Consider the following 17,691-nt stretch of genomic DNA (forward strand, 5'->3'; position numbering starts at 1 on the left):
CCTCGTTACCTGCTAAGACCAAAAACCCGCAAGAGTGACCGCCGTGGACCTGCAAACCATCCTGGGCAAACTGTTCGCCAATGCCGGCGCCGTTGGTATCGAAGGCGTCTTTCAATTCGTGTTCGGTCCGCACCAGGCCTACTGGTCCGAGGTCAAGGCCAGCAGCCGCACCCAGGCCGGCCGCCACACCAGCCCCGATGTCACCATCGAGGTGGCAGAAAAGGATTTTCTCGGGATCATGGCCGGCATGGCCAATGTCGAGGAACTGTTCGCCAGCGGGCGCCTGAAGATCGCCGGCAACATGGGCCTGGCGACGTTGCTGCCGCAGATCATCGACCATGCCCGGCATGGCGCTGGCGTGGTGGAAAAGGTCGACATGAACAAGCGCTACCCCACCCCGTCGCGCTTCAGCGAAAAGCTCACCGCCAGCCTGCCGACCCAACGCAGCGTGGAGCGTCGGCCTCGCAGCGAGCTGTCGGTGCAGGCGTTTCAAGCGCACTATTTGCCCCACGGCATTCCGCTGGTCATCAGCGATGCCTTGCAGGACTGGCCGTTGTTCAAGCTCAGCCGCGAAGCATCCCTGGTGCATTTTGCCGAGCTGCAAGGCATCACCCGCCACGGCGACTACGTGAAGAAGACCTTCTCCACCGAACGGGATTTTCGCTCCACGTCCATGGCCGACTTCATCGCCGCCCTCGACAGCCCGGCGACCAAGGGCGCCGACGGCGAACCACCGGCCTACATGGGCAACAACATCCTGCCGGCGCAACTGATGGAGCAGATCAAGTACCCGCCCTACTTCGACCCCTCGCTGTTCATCCCCCCGCGCATCTGGATCGGCCCCAAGGGCACCCTGACGCCGCTGCACCGCGACGACACCGACAACCTGTTCGCCCAGGTCTGGGGCCAGAAAACCTTCACCCTCGCCGCGCCTCACCATCGCGAAGCCCTGGGCACCTGGTCCACGGCGCCCCAAGGCGGGCTGGACGGCTGTGACTTCAACCCGGACGCGCCGGACTACCAACGCTTCCCCCTCGCCCGGGACGTGACGTTCCTGCGTGTGACATTGGAGGCTGGGGATTTGCTGTTTTTGCCTGAAGGTTGGTTTCATCAGGTGGAGTCGGTAACTACGTCGTTGTCGGTGAATTTCTGGGTGAATTCGGGGCGGGGTTGGTAACAGCCGAACACCGCTTTCGTAGCGAGGGAGCTTGCTCCCGCTGGGCTGTGTAGGAGCTGGCGAAGCCTGCGATCTTTTGATCTTTCGCTTAAGACTCAAGTGTCTGGGGAAAGATCGCAGCCTCGCTTCGCTCGGCAGCTCCTACATCACCCAAATGAACTCTGCACGCCTCACGCCAGTCAGCAGGTAAGGCCCTCAATTCAAGGTGCTAGACCATGCAGATTTCCCTCGCCCGACAGGTTGCCCTGGTCACCGGCGCCAGTTCCGGCATTGGCGCGGCTTCGGCCCAGGCATTGGCGGCGGCCGGTGCCGCCGTGGTGCTCAATTACCACTCCAGTGCCGGCCCGGCGCAAGACTTGGCTCGTGAAATCAACGCCAACGGCGGCCGCGCCATCGCCGTCGGTGCTGATGTTTCGAAGGAGCCGGACGTCGAGCGGCTGTTCGCCCAGACCCTCGAAGCCTTTGGCTCGCTGGACATCCTGGTCGCCAATTCCGGCCTGCAGAAAGACGCGCCCGCCGTCGATATGCACCTGGAAGACTGGAACACCGTGATCGGTACCAACCTCACCGGCCAATTCCTCTGCGCCCGCGCCGCCCTGCGGATTTTCAATCGCCAGGGCATTCGCCAGGGCGTGTCCCGGGCCGCTGGCAAGATCATTCACATGAGTTCGGTGCACCAACGCATTCCCTGGGCCGGTCACGCCAACTATGCTGCATCCAAGGGCGGTGTCGATCTGCTGATGCAGAGCCTGGCCCAGGAAACCAGCCACCAGCGCATCCGCATCAACAGCATCGCCCCGGGCGCCATTCGCACGGCCATCAACCGCGACGCCACAGAAGGCGAACAGGAGCAGAAATTGCTGGAGCTGATTCCTTACGGTCGCATTGGTGACGTGGAAGACATCGCCAACGCGGTGGCCTGGCTGGCGTCGGACTTGTCCGATTATGTAGTGGGCACCACGTTGTTCATCGATGGCGGGATGAGCCTTTATCCGGGGTTTCGCGACAATGGCTAACAATCATGAACCACAAAGCCCCATCGAAAACCACGGCATCATCGGCGACATGCGCAGCGCCGCGCTGGTCAATGATCGAGGCAGCGTCGACTTTTTCTGCTGGCCGGAATTCGACAGCCCATCGATCTTCTGTTCGCTGCTGGACACCCCCGAAGCGGGCATTTTCCAGTTGGCTCCGGACCTGCCGCATGCCCGTCGCCAGCAGATCTACTTGCCCGATACCAACGTGCTGCAAACCCGCTGGCTGAGCGACGGCGCCGTGGTGGAAATCACCGACCTGCTGCCCATCGGCGACAGCGAGGATGATTTACCGGTGCTGATGCGCAAAGTGCACATGACCGTCGGCAGCGCGACGTTTCGCATGCGTTGCGCGGTGCGGCATGACTACGCCCGGGCCACCACCACTGCGCGCCAGGACGCTGCCCACATCTGTTTCGAGGCGCCGGGACAACCGAGCCTGCGCTTGTGTGCCGACCAGCCCATGACGCTGGACGGCAACGCGGCGGTGGCCGAATTCACCCTGGAACAAGGCCAGAGCGCCGAATTCCTATTGGGCGGCATCGACGACCCGCGCCTTCAGGACGATGTCAGCGCGATATGCCTGGAACGCACCCTGGCATTCTGGCGCGGCTGGATCGCCCAATCCAATTACCGCGGACGCTGGCGGGAAGTGGTCAACCGCTCTGCCCTGGCACTGAAGCTGCTGACTTCGCGCAAACACGGTGCCATCCTCGCCGCCGCCACCTTCGGCCTGCCGGAAACCCGCGGCGGCGAGCGCAACTGGGATTACCGCTATACCTGGATCCGCGACGCCTCGTTCACCGTCTACGCCTTCATGCGCCTGGGCTTCGTCGATGAGGCCAACGCCTACATGCGCTGGCTGCGCGGGCGGGTCAGCGACTGCCGAGACCAGCCGATCAAACTCAACGTCCTCTACGGCCTGGACGGTCGACTGGAACTGCCGGAAACAGCGCTGCCGCACCTGGGCGGCTTCGGCAATGCGCAGCCGGTACGGATCGGCAACCTGGCCTACAAACAGATGCAACTGGACATTTTCGGCGAGCTGATGGACGCCGTGTACCTGGTCAATAAATACGGCGAAGCCATTTCCCATCAAGACTGGAAACACACCGTCGACGTGGTCGACCAGGTGTGCAAGGTCTGGCAGGACAAGGACGTGGGTATCTGGGAAATGCGCGGCGACAAGCAGCATTTCCTGCATTCGCGGCTGATGTGCTGGGTCGCCGTGGACCGCGCCATCCGCCTGGCCGAAAAACGCTCCCTGCCCGCCCCGTTCGTCCGCTGGGACAAGACCCGCCAGGCCATCTACCAAGACATCTGGACAAACTTCTGGAACGACGAACACCAGCACTTCATCCAGCGCCTGGGCAGCACCGCCCTGGACGGCTCGATGCTGTTGATGCCGCTGGTGCGCTTCGTCAGCGCCCGCGATCCGCGCTGGCTCTCGACACTCGACGCCATCGAAAAAGACCTGGTGCGCGACGGCATGGTCTATCGCTACCGCAACGACGACAGCCCCATCGACGGCCTCAGCGGCATCGAAGGTTCATTCGCAGCCTGCTCGTTCTGGTACGTCGAATGCCTGGCCCGCGCCGGCCGCGTGGAAAAAGCCCAACTGGAATTCGAACAATTGCTGCGCTACGCCAACCCGCTGGGGCTGTACGCCGAAGAGTTCGACAGCCACGGCTACCACCTGGGCAACACTCCCCAAGCCCTGACCCACCTGGCGCTGATCAGCGCGGCGAGCTTCCTGGATCGCAAGTTGAGCGGGGAGAAAACGCATTGGCAGCCGTGAACTGCCCTTCAGCCTGAACGCGATCCCTGTGGCGAGGGGATTTATCCCCGCTGGGCTGCACCTCGTAGGAGCTGCCGAAGGCTGCGATCTTTTGATCTTGATCTTGATCTTGATCTTTCGCTTGAGACTCAAGTGTATTGGGAAAGATCGCAGCCTCGTTTCACTCGACAGCTCCTACACAGCTCCTACAGAGCTCCTACAGAGTTCCTACAGAGTTCCTACACAGCTCCTACTACCGCGCTGAGTTGGTCAGTTCGATGTCATCCAACGCACGGTTGGCCAGCAACCTCGCCAGCTCGATCAATTGCTGAATCCCCAGCGCAACATGCCGTCGGGAACCTTCCAGCTCGAACCCCAGGTCGCTGACCAACGCATCGGCCGAGGCCAGGGTTTCGCTGAGGGTGGTCAGCACCGATTCGGTATTTAGCCCGGGGACCACGGTGAAAACCTGGCCGTTCTGGGTGTCGGGTTTGGGCGGGGTGGGCGACAAATGCATATTCAGCGCCCGGTCGGCAGCTTCGCGGAGTTTTTCTGTATCGAGGGTGGTGTAGGCAGAGAGGTCTTCGGCGCGTGGAGGGTTGGGGGTGATCTTGACCATTGTGAAACTCCTGACTTGAAGTTGAGCTCATCCACCTCGTGACCAAACGAGGGTGGTGGGCTATACGCAGGTTGGTCAACCGGGAAGTCAGGCACCCGGCGCACTCGAAAGTGCCCCGCGCACAGCCCACCGCAAAGCATACCGACAAGCACACAAAAAAGCGCCGACATGCTGAGGTTGGCGCGTGTGCGCCTGACATTGGACGGGTGACCAAACCCGGTCGCTGATTTTGCAGCGACGAGCAAAGCCTATCCCCGCCCTTTCCTAACCGGCAACCGCCGCGACTCGTCAGAAAATTCCGGTTCACTTATTTTTTTGTAGGACCACCGCACCACTGTGGCGAGGGGATTTATCCCCGCTGGACTGCATCTTGTAGGAGCTGCCGAAGGCTGCGATCTTTTGATCTTTCACTTGAGACTCAAGTGTATGGGGAAAGATCGCAGCCTCGTTGCACTCGACAGCTCCTACACAGCTCCTACACAGCTCCTACACAGCTCCTGCACAGTTCCTGCACAGTTCCTGCGGCCCCATTTATGGTTACGCCGCGTTTCGAGTTGCCAGCCCCCCAAACCCCTCCTAAGATCGATGCTCTCACGGGTGCAGCGGAGCTGCCCGATAAAAACCCGACTCAAGGACCTGACATGACCCATATCAAACGCCCCATCACCACCCCACCCCGAACAGGCCTGACCCGCGAAGACCTCTGGGAGGGCCAGGACCGGGGCCTGATCAAATGCTGGGAAATCGGCCGCGACCGCGCGGTGAAGTTTCCCGAACTGGCGCAACGCTGCCTGGCCGGTGAATTGCCGGTACTGGGCTGGAAAGGTGGCGTCAGCCGCAGTTTGAAGAAAAACGAAAAATTCGGCTGTCTCAAGTACCTCGCCCAATGGCAGGGCCTGCGCGGTGAAGACCTGGACATCGACCTGGCCCAAGAGCGCACCCTGACCTGCTCCAGCACGAACATGATCGTGACGTTCACGCCGGATCGGGCCAAATACGTGAACCAGGAACCCGCCTGACCGCTACCGGGCCGGGCAATGCCGGAGGCCAGCATGAACCTCGATCCCAAGGTCAACTTCGCCGTGACGCCGCTGTTGCGCATCGCCTACGAAGAACACGGCCCCGCCAGCGGCGAGCCAATCATCCTGCTGCACGGTTTTCCTTACGACCCCAGGGCTTTCGATGAAGTCGCGCCCGCCTTGGCCGAGCGCGGCTACTGGGTCATCGTGCCCTACCTGCGCGGCTACGGCCCGACCCGGTTCAACAACCCGGCCATCCTGCGCTCCGGCCAGCAAGCGGCGCTGGCCCAGGACCTGCTGGACCTGATGCACGCACTCGCCATCCCGCAAGCGGCGCTGTGCGGCTACGACTGGGGCGGTCGGGCGGCGTGTATCGTCGCGGCGCTGTGGCCCGAGCGCGTTCGCTGCCTGGTAACTGGCGACGGCTACAACCTGCAGGACATTCCCCGTTCCAAGCAGCCGCTGGACCCGGAAACCGAACATCGCCTGTGGTACCAGTACTATTTCCACACGGCGCGGGGTGTCGAGGGCCTGACCCAGAACCGACGTGAACTGTGTGAACTGCTCTGGCGCCTGTGGTCACCGACCTGGAAACGTGGCGCCGAACGCTATCCCCTCAGCGCCGCATCGTTCGATAACCCGGACTTCGTCGACGTGGTGATCCATTCCTACCGCCATCGCTTCATGTACGCACCGGGCGACCCGACGCTGGAGTGGATGGAGGAACGGCTGGCGGCACAACCGACCATCAGCGTGCCGAGCATTTCCCTGTGCGGTGCCGACGACGGCGTGGGGCCAGCGCCGGAACACGATGAAGACGCCGAGCATTTCACGGGTTTCTATGAGCGCCGCGTTCTGGCCGGTGTCGGCCACAACATCCCACAGGAAGCCCCCGAAGCCACGCTCAAGGCATTACTGGATCTGCTTGAGGGCTGACGGCGAACCGCTCGCGATAGGCCTGGGGCGTCACCCCCATGGCCCGTAAAAAGCTGCGGCGCAGGGTTTCTTCGCTGCCGAAGCCACATTGCACCGCCACCCGCTTGATCGACACAGCGGTGTCGGACAACAGACGGCGAGCGGTTTCCACGCGAATCAACTCCACCGCCCGCGCCGGAGTCTGGCCGGTGTCGGCGCGGTAGTGCCGCACAAAGCTGCGTTCGCTCATGCCGACCTCGGCAGCCAGGCTCGACAGGCCCAGGTCGCGGGTGAGGTTTTCGGCGATCCAGGCATGCAGGTCATCAAACCGACTGCCCTGCTTTTGCAGTGACAAAGTCACGCTGAACTGCGATTGCCCACCGGGACGCTTGAGAAACACCACCAGTTGCCGGGCGACTTCCAGCGCCACCGCGCGGCCCAGGTCCTCCTCCACCAGTGCCAGGGCCAAGTCGATGCCAGCCGTGACCCCGGCCGAGGTCCAGACCGGACCGTCGTTGATGAAAATCGGGTTGGGTTCGACCCGCAACTGCGGATGCTGCTCGGCCAGTTGTTCGCAGCGGGTCCAGTGCGTCACCACGCGCCGCCCGTCCAGCCAACCGCTGGCGGCCAGCAGGAACGCCCCGGTGCACACCGACGCCACCCGTCGCGAACGCAGGCCGTGCTCCTTGACCCAGGCCACCAGCGCCGGGTCCTTCGCCGCTTCGTACACGCCCCAGCCACCGGCGATCAACAACGTGTCGCTGCCTTCATCCGGCAGTGGCTCGGCTAACAGCGCCAACCCTGCCGAGGACATCACCGCCCCGCCACCCACTGCGATGACCTTGGGCGTGTAGGGCAACGGCAAGCCTTGCTGGCGTGCCAGGTCGTTGGCTGAGGCAAACACCTGCAAGGGTCCGGTGACATCCAGCACTTGCACATTGGCGAAGGCCAGTACATGAACGGTTTTCGGTAGGTTGGGCATATTGGCGTGATTCGTGGGCTTATTGGCGTATACGCCAGAGCCTACGGATCTAAAGTAAAACCGTCCACCCCTCGGGCATCATCCAAAGGAGCACGCGACATGACGCTGCAGATCGGTTTGCTGTTATTCCCCCAAGTCCAGCAGTTGGACCTGACCGGCCCTTATGACGTACTGGCCTCGTTGCCAGACGTGAAGGTCCACCTGATCTGGAAGGACCTGGCGCCGGTCACTGCCAGCACCGGGCTGGTGTTGCTGCCCACTACCACGTTCGAGGACTGCCCGAAGCTCGACGTGATCTGCGTTCCCGGCGGAACCGGCGTCGGGCCCCTGATGGAAGATGAGCAGACGCTGGCCTTCATCAAGCGGCAGGCCGCCGAGGCGAAATACATCACCTCGGTGTGCACCGGTTCGCTGGTGCTCGGTGCAGCAGGCCTGTTGCAAGGCAAGCGCGCCACCACCCATTGGGCCTATCACAGCCTGCTGCAAACCTTGGGCGCGACACCGGTCAAGGATCGCGTGGTCCGCGATGGCAACCTACTTACCGGGGGCGGCATCACGGCCGGGATCGATTTCGCCCTGACCCTGGCAGCCGAACTGTTCGACCAGGACACCGCCGAACTGGTCCAACTGCAGCTCGAATACGCCCCTGCCCCGCCGTTCAACGCCGGCAGCCCGGACACCGCGCCAACGCGCGTCCTGGAACAAGCCCGCCGGCGTACCGCAGAGTCGTTCCAGCTGCGCTCGCAGATCGCCCAACGTGCTGCGGCGCGGTTGGAGGTATAGCTGAGCTGTGGGAGCAAAGCTTGCTCCCACATGAGGATTTTCCTGTCGGGTCAGTACGACTCAGAACGGGCTGGCGGTGGGTCGCACGATCAGCTCGCTGACGTCCACATCCGCCGGTTGTTCGATGGCGTAGGCGATTGCCCGGGCGATGGCTTCGGCCGGAATGGCGATCCTGCGGAACTCGCGCATTTCAGCACGTCCACCTTCATCGGAAATGCTCTCGGCCAGTTCCGACTCGGTCACGCCAGGGGAAATCACCGTCACGCGCACGTCCCCTCCGACTTCCTGGCGCAAGCCCTCGGAAATCGCCCACACGGCAAACTTGGTGGCGCAATACACGGCGGCAGTCGGGCTGACGGCGTAGGCACCAATGGACGCGATGTTGATGAACTGGCCGCTGCGCTGGCGCTGCATCAACGGCAGGCCGGCGGCGATGCCGTGAAGCACGCCACGAATGTTGACGTCGATCATGCGGTCCCACTCCTCGACTTTCAGCGCCTCGAGTTTGGAAAGCGGCATGACCCCGGCGTTATTGATGATCACGTCGACCCGCCCGAACCGCTCGACAGCAAAGTCGATCAGGTGCTGGACATCCTCGCGACGGGTCACGTCCACGGCTTTACAGACTGCCTGCTGGCCGGCGGTCTCGAGCTCTTGCACCAACGTCTGCAAACGATCGATGCGCCGGGCGCCAAGCACGACACGAGCACCGCGAGCCGCAAGCAACCGCGCCGCAGCTTCGCCAATCCCGCTGCTGGCGCCAGTGATGACCACAACTTTGTTTTGAATATCGGACATGATGGTTCCCCTCGTCTGGATGTGTTGGCCCCAATGGGAGCGTTTTGACAGGTCCAGATTAGGGAACCGACCGGGGTCGGGGTTAGCCGGATCCTCCTGAGCACTTGCACGATCCTGTGGTGATAAAACCGGCTCTGGCCGACAGCCGCACAATCGGCTTTACTAGCGCGGTCCACTCATTTGGCCAGGGAGGTTAATCGGCATGTCGGTATCCACGTCCATCCACATCACGCCAGACGACGGCGTCAGCCAGCGCCGCGCCGAACTGGCGAGCCTGATGATGCGCTTCGCACCGGAATTCGGCGTCCACCCCACGGCCATCGAGACCTTGCACCTGATTCGCAGCGACCAGCCAACCGGAGCACTGCACAGCGTGCACAAGCCTGGTTTATGCGTAATTATCGAGGGACGCAAGGAGGTGCACCTGGCGGACGAATGCTACGTCTATGACCCCCTCAATTACCTCGTCGTCTCGGTGACCCTGCCGCTGGCCGGCCAGGTGATTGAAGCCAGCCCCGAGCGCCCTTACCTGTGCATCCGCCTCGACATCGATCCGGCACAGATCTGCCGCTTGATTGCCGACATTAGCCCTATCGGCGCGCCTACCGAAAGAACCGGACGCGGGTTGTTCCTGGACCGTATCGATGCACCGTTACTCGACGCGATGTTGCGCTTGCTGCGGCTGTTGGACTGTCCGGACGATATCGCCACCCTCGCCCCGTTGGCCCAACAGGAGATTTTCTACCGGCTGTTGCGCGGCGCCCAAGGCCAGCGCTTGCACGAAATCGCCATTCCCGACACCCAGACCCATCGCATCAGCCGCGCCATCGAGTGGCTCAATACCCATTACGCAGAGCCGCTGAGCATCGACAGCCTGGCAAAAATGATCAACCTCAGCCCTTCGGCACTGCATCACCGCTTCAAAGCCGTGACCGCCATGAGCCCGCTGCAATACCAGAAACAACTGCGCTTGCAGGAAGCCCGACGGTTGCTCTTGGCAGAGAACAGCGACGTTTCGTCGATCGGCTACAAGCTGGGATATGAAAGCCCTTCACAGTTCAGTCGTGAATACAGCCGCCTTTTTGGCGCCTCCCCGAGCAAGGACATCGCTCGTTTGCGTGCTCAGGCGCTGCAAGCCAGTGGCGCCTGATCCTGTGTGCAACAGGATCGAGCCACTTTTTCACAGACGAAAAAAAACCCGCCTAGGCGGGTTTTTTGAGGACCAATTTGACTTCCTGTCCGGCGTTCCATGCCTGATCCAATCATCCATGACCCTGAGCACTCCCTGTACCCAGTGGATGAACATAGATTAGGCCCACCGGTGTCTTGGAAAAAGACGAGAAAGCAGCAACGGCGTGTAAGCGTTTCGCTATAGGACCTTTCCAGATTTTTGCGGGCGAAAAAAAACCCGCCGAAGCGGGTTTTTCCAAGACCATTACGACTCCCTGTCGATAGCTTTCCTTGCATGGTCGATCGTCCCTGATCCTGAGCACTTCCTGTGCTTCAGTGGATGAGTCCAGATTACGCCTCGGATCCAAAATGAAATAGACGACATAGCTACCATCTCGTGTAAGACATTCGCTATACAACCCCTCCGAAAACCCTCAGCCCCCTCAGCAGCCCCCGATCAAGACTGGCTCAGGAAGGCTTCAATGTTGGCCATCTGCTCGTCCCAGCCACGGCTGTCCATGCGAAAAGCCTTGAGCCGGCGAGCCTCGGGAATGTTGTTGAAACCCGACTCCACGACTTTGAGCAAGGTACCGCCATCCATGTCTTCGAGTTCGAATTGCACCCGGGTTTCGGACTCTTGGGAGTAATCCACCTGCGGCTCGACAGCGTAAGGATGCCAGCGAAACGAGAACACCCGCTCGGGCTCCACCCGCTCCACCGCTACGTCCCAGATGAGATGTTCGTAACCGGGATAAGTGATTTGCCCCTGGGTACGTTCCCCTGCCACAAACCGTTTTCCCTCAAGGGCGACACCGAACCATTGGCCGAAAGCTTCGGCGTTGGCCAGGGCTCGCCAAACATGAGAGCGCGGAGCCTTGAGCAGGATCTTTCTTTCAATGCGGTCGGATGAATGCATAAGTCACCTCCTGTGTTTCAACAGTAGGCTTGTAAGACCACAAGGCCAACCGGAAAGTTGTATCAACCCCTTGTTTAGCGATCGCCGTCTTAAAGCGATGTAAACTCCCCCCGGCGCTTTCAACCCTCAAGGAGAGACCAAACATGTCCCCACGCTTGCTTCTAGCCCTGACGCCGCTGCTTTTCGTCACCGTTGCCCAAGCTGACGATTGCGCCGACGCCATCACTCAAGGCGAAATGAACCAATGCGCAGCCAAAGAAAATAAAGCCGCCGACAACGAGCTGAACAGCTTGTACAAGCAGATCACAGCACGCCTGAAGGACAATCCGCAGGCCAAGCAAATGCTGGTCAAGGCGCAACGTGCCTGGATAGGTTTCCGTGACGCCGAATGCAATTTCTCCGCCTCCGGGGTCGAGGGCGGCAGCGTCTATCCGCTGATCTACAGCAACTGCATCACCGCCCAGACCAAAACCCGGATCGAGGCATTCAAGACCTATCTCAAGTGCAAGGAAGGGGATCTGAGCTGCCCAGTACCCGAGGCTTAAGAACACGGATGCAAAAAAGGATGATCTCTACAGGTCATCCTTTTTTTGGCCAAAACTTTTTATTGCAGGCAAAAACAAAACCCCTACCTGCGTCAGCAGATAGGGGTTTCGGAATTTAATCTTGACGATGACCTACTCTCACATGGGGAAACCCCACACTACCATCGGCGATGCATCGTTTCACTGCTGAGTTCGGGATGGGATCAGGTGGTTCCAATGCTCTATGGTCGTCAAGAAATTCGGGTACTGAGTCGCGGCCAGCTGGCCTCGCTTCAGCAAATTGGGTATGTGATAGCTTCGGTGTTTTGTGAGATTCGAACTTTCGGTTCGTTTCGTCTTCACACACCGCAATCTGGTCTCTTCGCTTTTCAGCTTGGAGCATACAAATTGCTTGGGTGTTATATGGTCAAGCCTCACGGGCAATTAGTACAGGTTAGCTCAACGCCTCACAGCGCTTACACACCCTGCCTATCAACGTCGTAGTCTTCGACGGCCCTTCAGGGGACTCAAGGTCCCAGTGAGATCTCATCTTGAGGCAAGTTTCCCGCTTAGATGCTTTCAGCGGTTATCTTTTCCGAACATAGCTACCCGGCAATGCCACTGGCGTGACAACCGGAACACCAGAGGTTCGTCCACTCCGGTCCTCTCGTACTAGGAGCAGCCCCTCTCAAATCTCAAACGTCCACGGCAGATAGGGACCGAACTGTCTCACGACGTTCTAAACCCAGCTCGCGTACCACTTTAAATGGCGAACAGCCATACCCTTGGGACCGGCTTCAGCCCCAGGATGTGATGAGCCGACATCGAGGTGCCAAACACCGCCGTCGATATGAACTCTTGGGCGGTATCAGCCTGTTATCCCCGGAGTACCTTTTATCCGTTGAGCGATGGCCCTTCCATACAGAACCACCGGATCACTAAGACCTACTTTCGTACCTGCTCGACGTGTCTGTCTCGCAGTCAAGCGCGCTTTTGCCTTTATACTCTACGACCGATTTCCGACCGGTCTGAGCGCACCTTCGTACTCCTCCGTTACTCTTTAGGAGGAGACCGCCCCAGTCAAACTACCCACCATACACTGTCCTCGATCCGGATAACGGACCTGAGTTAGAACCTCAAAGTTGCCAGGGTGGTATTTCAAGGATGGCTCCACGCGAACTGGCGTCCACGCTTCAAAGCCTCCCACCTATCCTACACAAGCAAATTCAAAGTCCAGTGCAAAGCTATAGTAAAGGTTCACGGGGTCTTTCCGTCTAGCCGCGGATACACTGCATCTTCACAGCGATTTCAATTTCACTGAGTCTCGGGTGGAGACAGCGCCGCCATCGTTACGCCATTCGTGCAGGTCGGAACTTACCCGACAAGGAATTTCGCTACCTTAGGACCGTTATAGTTACGGCCGCCGTTTACCGGGGCTTCGATCAAGAGCTTCGCGTTAGCTAACCCCATCAATTAACCTTCCGGCACCGGGCAGGCGTCACACCCTATACGTCCACTTTCGTGTTTGCAGAGTGCTGTGTTTTTAATAAACAGTCGCAGCGGCCTGGTATCTTCGACCGGCGTGGGCTTATGCAGCAAGTGCTTCACCCTCACCGGCGCACCTTCTCCCGAAGTTACGGTGCCATTTTGCCTAGTTCCTTCACCCGAGTTCTCTCAAGCGCCTTGGTATTCTCTACCCAACCACCTGTGTCGGTTTGGGGTACGGTTCCTGGTTACCTGAAGCTTAGAAGCTTTTCTTGGAAGCATGGCATCAACCACTTCGTCACCCAAAGGGTAACTCGTCATCAGCTCTCGGCCTTAGAATCCCGGATTTACCTAAGATTCCAGCCTACCACCTTAAACTTGGACAACCAACGCCAAGCTGGCCTAGCCTTCTCCGTCCCTCCATCGCAATAACCAGAAGTACAGGAATATTAACCTGTTTTCCATCGACTACGCTTTTCAGCCTCGCCTTAGGGACCGACTAACCCTGCGTCGATTAACGTTGCGCAGGAAACCTTGGTCTTTCGGCGTGGGTGTTTTTCACACCCATTGTCGTTACTCATGTCAGCATTCGCACTTCTGATACCTCCAGCAAGCTTCTCAACTCACCTTCACAGGCTTACAGAACGCTCCTCTACCGCATCACTTGCGTGATACCCGTAGCTTCGGTGTATGGTTTGAGCCCCGTTACATCTTCCGCGCAGGCCGACTCGACTAGTGAGCTATTACGCTTTCTTTAAAGGGTGGCTGCTTCTAAGCCAACCTCCTAGCTGTCTAAGCCTTCCCACATCGTTTCCCACTTAACCATAACTTTGGGACCTTAGCTGACGGTCTGGGTTGTTTCCCTTTTCACGACGGACGTTAGCACCCGCCGTGTGTCTCCCATGCTCGGCACTTGTAGGTATTCGGAGTTTGCATCGGTTTGGTAAGTCGGGATGACCCCCTAGCCGAAACAGTGCTCTACCCCCTACAGTGATACATGAGGCGCTACCTAAATAGCTTTCGAGGAGAACCAGCTATCTCCGAGCTTGATTAGCCTTTCACTCCGATCCACAGGTCATCCGCTAACTTTTCAACGGTAGTCGGTTCGGTCCTCCAGTCAGTGTTACCTAACCTTCAACCTGCCCATGGATAGATCGCCCGGTTTCGGGTCTATTCCCAGCGACTAGACGCCCTATTAAGACTCGCTTTCGCTACGCCTCCCCTATTCGGTTAAGCTCGCCACTGAAAATAAGTCGCTGACCCATTATACAAAAGGTACGCAGTCACCCAACAAAGTGGGCTCCCACTGCTTGTACGCATACGGTTTCAGGATCTATTTCACTCCCCTCTCCGGGGTTCTTTTCGCCTTTCCCTCACGGTACTAGTTCACTATCGGTCAGTCAGTAGTATTTAGCCTTGGAGGATGGTCCCCCCATATTCAGACAAAGTTTCTCGTGCTCCGTCCTACTCGATTTCACTTCTAAGATCCTTTCGCGTACAGGGCTATCACCCACTATGGCCGCACTTTCCAGAGCGTTCCGCTAAAATCAAAGAAGCTTAAGGGCTAGTCCCCGTTCGCTCGCCACTACTAAGGGAATCTCGGTTGATTTCTTTTCCTCAGGGTACTTAGATGTTTCAGTTCCCCTGGTTCGCCTCTTGCACCTATGTATTCAGTACAAGATAACCATCTTATGATGGCTGGGTTCCCCCATTCAGACATCTCCGGATCAAAGTCTGTTTGCCGACTCCCCGAAGCTTTTCGCAGGCTACCACGTCTTTCATCGCCTCTGACTGCCAAGGCATCCACCGTATGCGCTTCTTCACTTGACCATATAACCCCAAGCAATCTGGTTATACTGTGAAGACGACATTCGCCGAAAATTCGATCTTGCTCAAAGAGCAACTCACAAATTTTACCTTAGCCTGATCCGTTACCAGTGAAAGTAACGTTCAGTCTATCTTTCTATCACATACCCAAATTTTTAAAGAACGATCTAATCAAAAGACTAGAAATCAACATTCACCATCACCTTGATGGAATGCTCATTTCTAAGCTTTCAGAAGCAGTTTATGGTGGAGCCAAGCGGGATCGAACCGCTGACCTCCTGCGTGCAAGGCAGGCGCTCTCCCAGCTGAGCTATGGCCCCATAACAAAATTGGTGGGTCTGGGCAGATTCGAACTGCCGACCTCACCCTTATCAGGGGTGCGCTCTAACCAACTGAGCTACAGACCCAATTTCGAGCTTGTAACTGTTAGCGTTGAGCTATCAGCTTGGAGCTTAAAGCTGCTTCTATCGTCTTCTTCAATGAATCAAGCAATTCGTGTGGGAGCTCATGGAGCAGCTGCGGTCGTCGATTAAGGAGGTGATCCAGCCGCAGGTTCCCCTACGGCTACCTTGTTACGACTTCACCCCAGTCATGAATCACACCGTGGTAACCGTCCCCCCGAAGGTTAGACTAGCTACTTCTGGTGCAACCCACTCCCATGGTGTGACGGGCGGTGTGTACAAGGCCCGGGAACGTATTCACCGCGACATTCTGATTCGCGATTACTAGCGATTCCGACTTCACGCAGTCGAGTTGCAGACTGCGATCCGGACTACGATCGGTTTTGTGGGATTAGCTCCACCTCGCGGCTTGGCAACCCTCTGTACCGACCATTGTAGCACGTGTGTAGCCCAGGCCGTAAGGGCCATGATGACTTGACGTCATCCCCACCTTCCTCCGGTTTGTCACCGGCAGTCTCCTTAGAGTGCCCACCATAACGTGCTGGTAACTAAGGACAAGGGTTGCGCTCGTTACGGGACTTAACCCAACATCTCACGACACGAGCTGACGACAGCCATGCAGCACCTGTCTCAATGTTCCCGAAGGCACCAATCCATCTCTGGAAAGTTCATTGGATGTCAAGGCCTGGTAAGGTTCTTCGCGTTGCTTCGAATTAAACCACATGCTCCACCGCTTGTGCGGGCCCCCGTCAATTCATTTGAGTTTTAACCTTGCGGCCGTACTCCCCAGGCGGTCAACTTAATGCGTTAGCTGCGCCACTAAGAGCTCAAGGCTCCCAACGGCTAGTTGACATCGTTTACGGCGTGGACTACCAGGGTATCTAATCCTGTTTGCTCCCCACGCTTTCGCACCTCAGTGTCAGTATCAGTCCAGGTGGTCGCCTTCGCCACTGGTGTTCCTTCCTATATCTACGCATTTCACCGCTACACAGGAAATTCCACCACCCTCTACCATACTCTAGCTCGACAGTTTTGAATGCAGTTCCCAGGTTGAGCCCGGGGATTTCACATCCAACTTAACGAACCACCTACGCGCGCTTTACGCCCAGTAATTCCGATTAACGCTTGCACCCTCTGTATTACCGCGGCTGCTGGCACAGAGTTAGCCGGTGCTTATTCTGTCGGTAACGTCAAAACACTAACGTATTAGGTTAATGCCCTTCCTCCCAACTTAAAGTGCTTTACAATCCGAAGACCTTCTTCACACACGCGGCATGGCTGGATCAGGCTTTCGCCCATTGTCCAATATTCCCCACTGCTGCCTCCCGTAGGAGTCTGGACCGTGTCTCAGTTCCAGTGTGACTGATCATCCTCTCAGACCAGTTACGGATCGTCGCCTTGGTGAGCCATTACCCCACCAACTAGCTAATCCGACCTAGGCTCATCTGATAGCGCAAGGCCCGAAGGTCCCCTGCTTTCTCCCGTAGGACGTATGCGGTATTAGCGTCCGTTTCCGAGCGTTATCCCCCACTACCAGGCAGATTCCTAGGCATTACTCACCCGTCCGCCGCTCTCAAGAGGTGCAAGCACCTCTCTACCGCTCGACTTGCATGTGTTAGGCCTGCCGCCAGCGTTCAATCTGAGCCATGATCAAACTCTTCAGTTCAAACATCTTTGGATTTTGAGAAAACCCTAAACTTGGCTCAGCAATCGTTGGTTACATCTTTGATTTCTCGCGGAGTAACTTGTGATGCTGATAATCTGTTGACTAGCAGTCTGACTCCACAAGCACCCACACGAATTGCTTGATTCAGTTGTTAAAGAGCGGTTGGCTGAGCCTTTCGTCTCAACCGAGGCGCGCATTCTACAGCGCCCCGTGTATCTGTCAAGCGGTTATTTTCAGAAGTTTTCAAAGTTTCGCTTCGGAAACATCAACAACTTCAACCACTTGCGCTTCCGATCTCTCGTTAGCGGGAGGCGAATTCTACAGCGTTACTCGCTGCTGTCAACACCTCTTTTTTCACCGCTTTCGACCGAGAAGATCGAACCGCCGACAGAGCCAAACAACACTGCTCTACCTGCTCCTTCCGGGCTTCGATGAACTGAAGCCCAACACTTTCGAAACTTACTTAACTCATTGAATCTCAAGGAGTTTTCCGTTTCGACTGCGCCGGAAGTGGGGCGAATTATAGACTTCCAGAATCTGCCGTCAACCCCTAATTTGATTTTTCTATCTATAGCCCGACAAGACACTTAAATCTGCC

Annotated in this window: 12 protein-coding genes, 2 tRNA genes and 3 rRNA genes; 8 read left to right on the forward strand and 9 right to left on the reverse strand. The window is 58.0% G+C overall.

What is annotated here, in order from left to right:
* Positions 1-43: 43 nt before the first annotated feature.
* The 3 genes from GFU70_RS19335 to GFU70_RS19345 all read left to right on the forward strand — a co-directional run bounded on the left by GFU70_RS19335 (position 44) and on the right by GFU70_RS19345 (position 4,009).
* Positions 44-1,177, forward strand: a complete 1,134-nt coding sequence (locus tag GFU70_RS19335; protein ID WP_153388657.1) for a cupin-like domain-containing protein — start codon at positions 44-46, stop codon at positions 1,175-1,177.
* Between the two features lie 215 nt (positions 1,178-1,392).
* The gene (locus GFU70_RS19340; protein ID WP_058544467.1) at positions 1,393-2,193 is read left to right on the forward strand and encodes a glucose 1-dehydrogenase; all 801 of its coding nucleotides are present in this window, start codon (positions 1,393-1,395) and stop codon (positions 2,191-2,193) included.
* Positions 2,186-4,009, forward strand: coding sequence for a glycoside hydrolase family 15 protein (locus GFU70_RS19345; protein WP_064107115.1), 1,824 nt, complete (start codon positions 2,186-2,188; stop codon positions 4,007-4,009). Before GFU70_RS19340 ends, GFU70_RS19345 begins: the two co-directional genes overlap by 8 nt.
* A 232-nt stretch (positions 4,010-4,241) precedes the next feature.
* On the opposite strand, the gene GFU70_RS19350 is transcribed toward GFU70_RS19345, so the two are convergent.
* The gene (locus GFU70_RS19350) at positions 4,242-4,607 is read right to left on the reverse strand and encodes a DUF6124 family protein (RefSeq protein WP_153388658.1); all 366 of its coding nucleotides are present in this window, start codon (positions 4,605-4,607) and stop codon (positions 4,242-4,244) included.
* Between the two features lie 641 nt (positions 4,608-5,248).
* On the opposite strand from GFU70_RS19350, the gene GFU70_RS19355 reads away from it, so the two are divergent.
* Both GFU70_RS19355 and GFU70_RS19360 read left to right on the forward strand, forming a co-directional pair.
* A complete protein-coding gene (locus tag GFU70_RS19355) occupies positions 5,249-5,626 on the forward strand; it encodes a hypothetical protein (protein WP_058544465.1) in 378 nt (125 codons plus the stop codon).
* Between the two features lie 33 nt (positions 5,627-5,659).
* Complete coding sequence (locus GFU70_RS19360; protein ID WP_153388659.1) at positions 5,660-6,562, forward strand: alpha/beta fold hydrolase; 903 nt, start codon at positions 5,660-5,662, stop codon at positions 6,560-6,562.
* Here the strand turns inward: GFU70_RS19360 and GFU70_RS19365 are convergent.
* Complete coding sequence (locus GFU70_RS19365) at positions 6,531-7,523, reverse strand: GlxA family transcriptional regulator (protein WP_153388660.1); 993 nt, start codon at positions 7,521-7,523, stop codon at positions 6,531-6,533. The genes GFU70_RS19360 and GFU70_RS19365 overlap by 32 nt on opposite strands.
* Before the next feature lie 99 nt (positions 7,524-7,622).
* On the opposite strand from GFU70_RS19365, the gene inhA reads away from it, so the two are divergent.
* Positions 7,623-8,306 (forward strand): isonitrile hydratase, encoded by a 684-nt coding sequence (gene inhA / locus GFU70_RS19370; protein ID WP_153388661.1) that lies wholly within the window; start codon positions 7,623-7,625, stop codon positions 8,304-8,306.
* Positions 8,307-8,366: 60 nt separating this feature from the next.
* Here inhA and GFU70_RS19375 read toward each other — a convergent pair whose 3' ends face one another.
* On the reverse strand, positions 8,367-9,104 hold the full coding sequence (locus GFU70_RS19375) for an SDR family oxidoreductase (RefSeq protein WP_153388662.1): 738 nt from the start codon (positions 9,102-9,104) through the stop codon (positions 8,367-8,369).
* Positions 9,105-9,306: 202 nt separating this feature from the next.
* On the opposite strand from GFU70_RS19375, the gene GFU70_RS19380 reads away from it, so the two are divergent.
* The gene (locus GFU70_RS19380) at positions 9,307-10,254 is read left to right on the forward strand and encodes an AraC family transcriptional regulator (RefSeq protein WP_153388663.1); all 948 of its coding nucleotides are present in this window, start codon (positions 9,307-9,309) and stop codon (positions 10,252-10,254) included.
* 477 nt (positions 10,255-10,731) lie between these two features.
* Here the strand turns inward: GFU70_RS19380 and GFU70_RS19385 are convergent, their stop codons facing one another.
* The gene (locus GFU70_RS19385; RefSeq protein WP_058544460.1) at positions 10,732-11,190 is read right to left on the reverse strand and encodes an SRPBCC family protein; all 459 of its coding nucleotides are present in this window, start codon (positions 11,188-11,190) and stop codon (positions 10,732-10,734) included.
* A 143-nt stretch (positions 11,191-11,333) separates the two neighbouring features.
* On the opposite strand from GFU70_RS19385, the gene GFU70_RS19390 reads away from it, so the two are divergent.
* Positions 11,334-11,735: a lysozyme inhibitor LprI family protein gene (locus GFU70_RS19390; RefSeq protein ID WP_058544459.1), complete on the forward strand. Its 402-nt coding sequence runs from the start codon at positions 11,334-11,336 to the stop codon at positions 11,733-11,735.
* 119 nt (positions 11,736-11,854) lie between these two features.
* Here GFU70_RS19390 and rrf read toward each other — a convergent pair.
* From rrf to GFU70_RS19415, 5 genes are all read right to left on the reverse strand, one after another.
* Positions 11,855-11,970, reverse strand: a 5S ribosomal RNA gene (rrf, locus tag GFU70_RS19395).
* A 167-nt stretch (positions 11,971-12,137) separates the two neighbouring features.
* Positions 12,138-15,029: ribosomal RNA gene (locus GFU70_RS19400) — 23S ribosomal RNA — on the reverse strand.
* A gap of 241 nt (positions 15,030-15,270) precedes the next feature.
* A tRNA-Ala gene (locus tag GFU70_RS19405) sits at positions 15,271-15,346 on the reverse strand.
* 10 nt (positions 15,347-15,356) lie between these two features.
* Positions 15,357-15,433, reverse strand: a tRNA-Ile gene (locus GFU70_RS19410).
* A 123-nt stretch (positions 15,434-15,556) separates the two neighbouring features.
* Positions 15,557-17,093: ribosomal RNA gene (locus GFU70_RS19415) — 16S ribosomal RNA — on the reverse strand.
* The 16S, 23S and 5S rRNA genes sit together here with 2 tRNA genes alongside, the layout of an rRNA operon.
* Positions 17,094-17,691: the final 598 nt, after the last annotated feature.

Source organism: Pseudomonas brassicacearum (assembly GCF_009601685.2).
GTDB classification, from domain to species: Bacteria; Pseudomonadota; Gammaproteobacteria; order Pseudomonadales; family Pseudomonadaceae; genus Aquipseudomonas; species Aquipseudomonas kilonensis_B.

Coding starts and splice junctions, on each gene's coding strand:
- GFU70_RS19340 (WP_058544467.1), top strand. CDS start 1,393: ATGCAGATTTCCCTCGCCCGACAGGTTGCCCTGGTCACCGGCGCCAGT.
- GFU70_RS19345 (WP_064107115.1), top strand. CDS start 2,186: ATGGCTAACAATCATGAACCACAAAGCCCCATCGAAAACCACGGCATC.
- GFU70_RS19350 (WP_153388658.1), bottom strand. CDS start 4,607: ATGGTCAAGATCACCCCCAACCCTCCACGCGCCGAAGACCTCTCTGCC.
- GFU70_RS19355 (WP_058544465.1), top strand. CDS start 5,249: ATGACCCATATCAAACGCCCCATCACCACCCCACCCCGAACAGGCCTG.
- GFU70_RS19360 (WP_153388659.1), top strand. CDS start 5,660: ATGAACCTCGATCCCAAGGTCAACTTCGCCGTGACGCCGCTGTTGCGC.
- GFU70_RS19365 (WP_153388660.1), bottom strand. CDS start 7,523: ATGCCCAACCTACCGAAAACCGTTCATGTACTGGCCTTCGCCAATGTG.
- inhA (WP_153388661.1), top strand. CDS start 7,623: ATGACGCTGCAGATCGGTTTGCTGTTATTCCCCCAAGTCCAGCAGTTG.
- GFU70_RS19375 (WP_153388662.1), bottom strand. CDS start 9,104: ATGTCCGATATTCAAAACAAAGTTGTGGTCATCACTGGCGCCAGCAGC.
- GFU70_RS19380 (WP_153388663.1), top strand. CDS start 9,307: ATGTCGGTATCCACGTCCATCCACATCACGCCAGACGACGGCGTCAGC.
- GFU70_RS19385 (WP_058544460.1), bottom strand. CDS start 11,190: ATGCATTCATCCGACCGCATTGAAAGAAAGATCCTGCTCAAGGCTCCG.
- GFU70_RS19390 (WP_058544459.1), top strand. CDS start 11,334: ATGTCCCCACGCTTGCTTCTAGCCCTGACGCCGCTGCTTTTCGTCACC.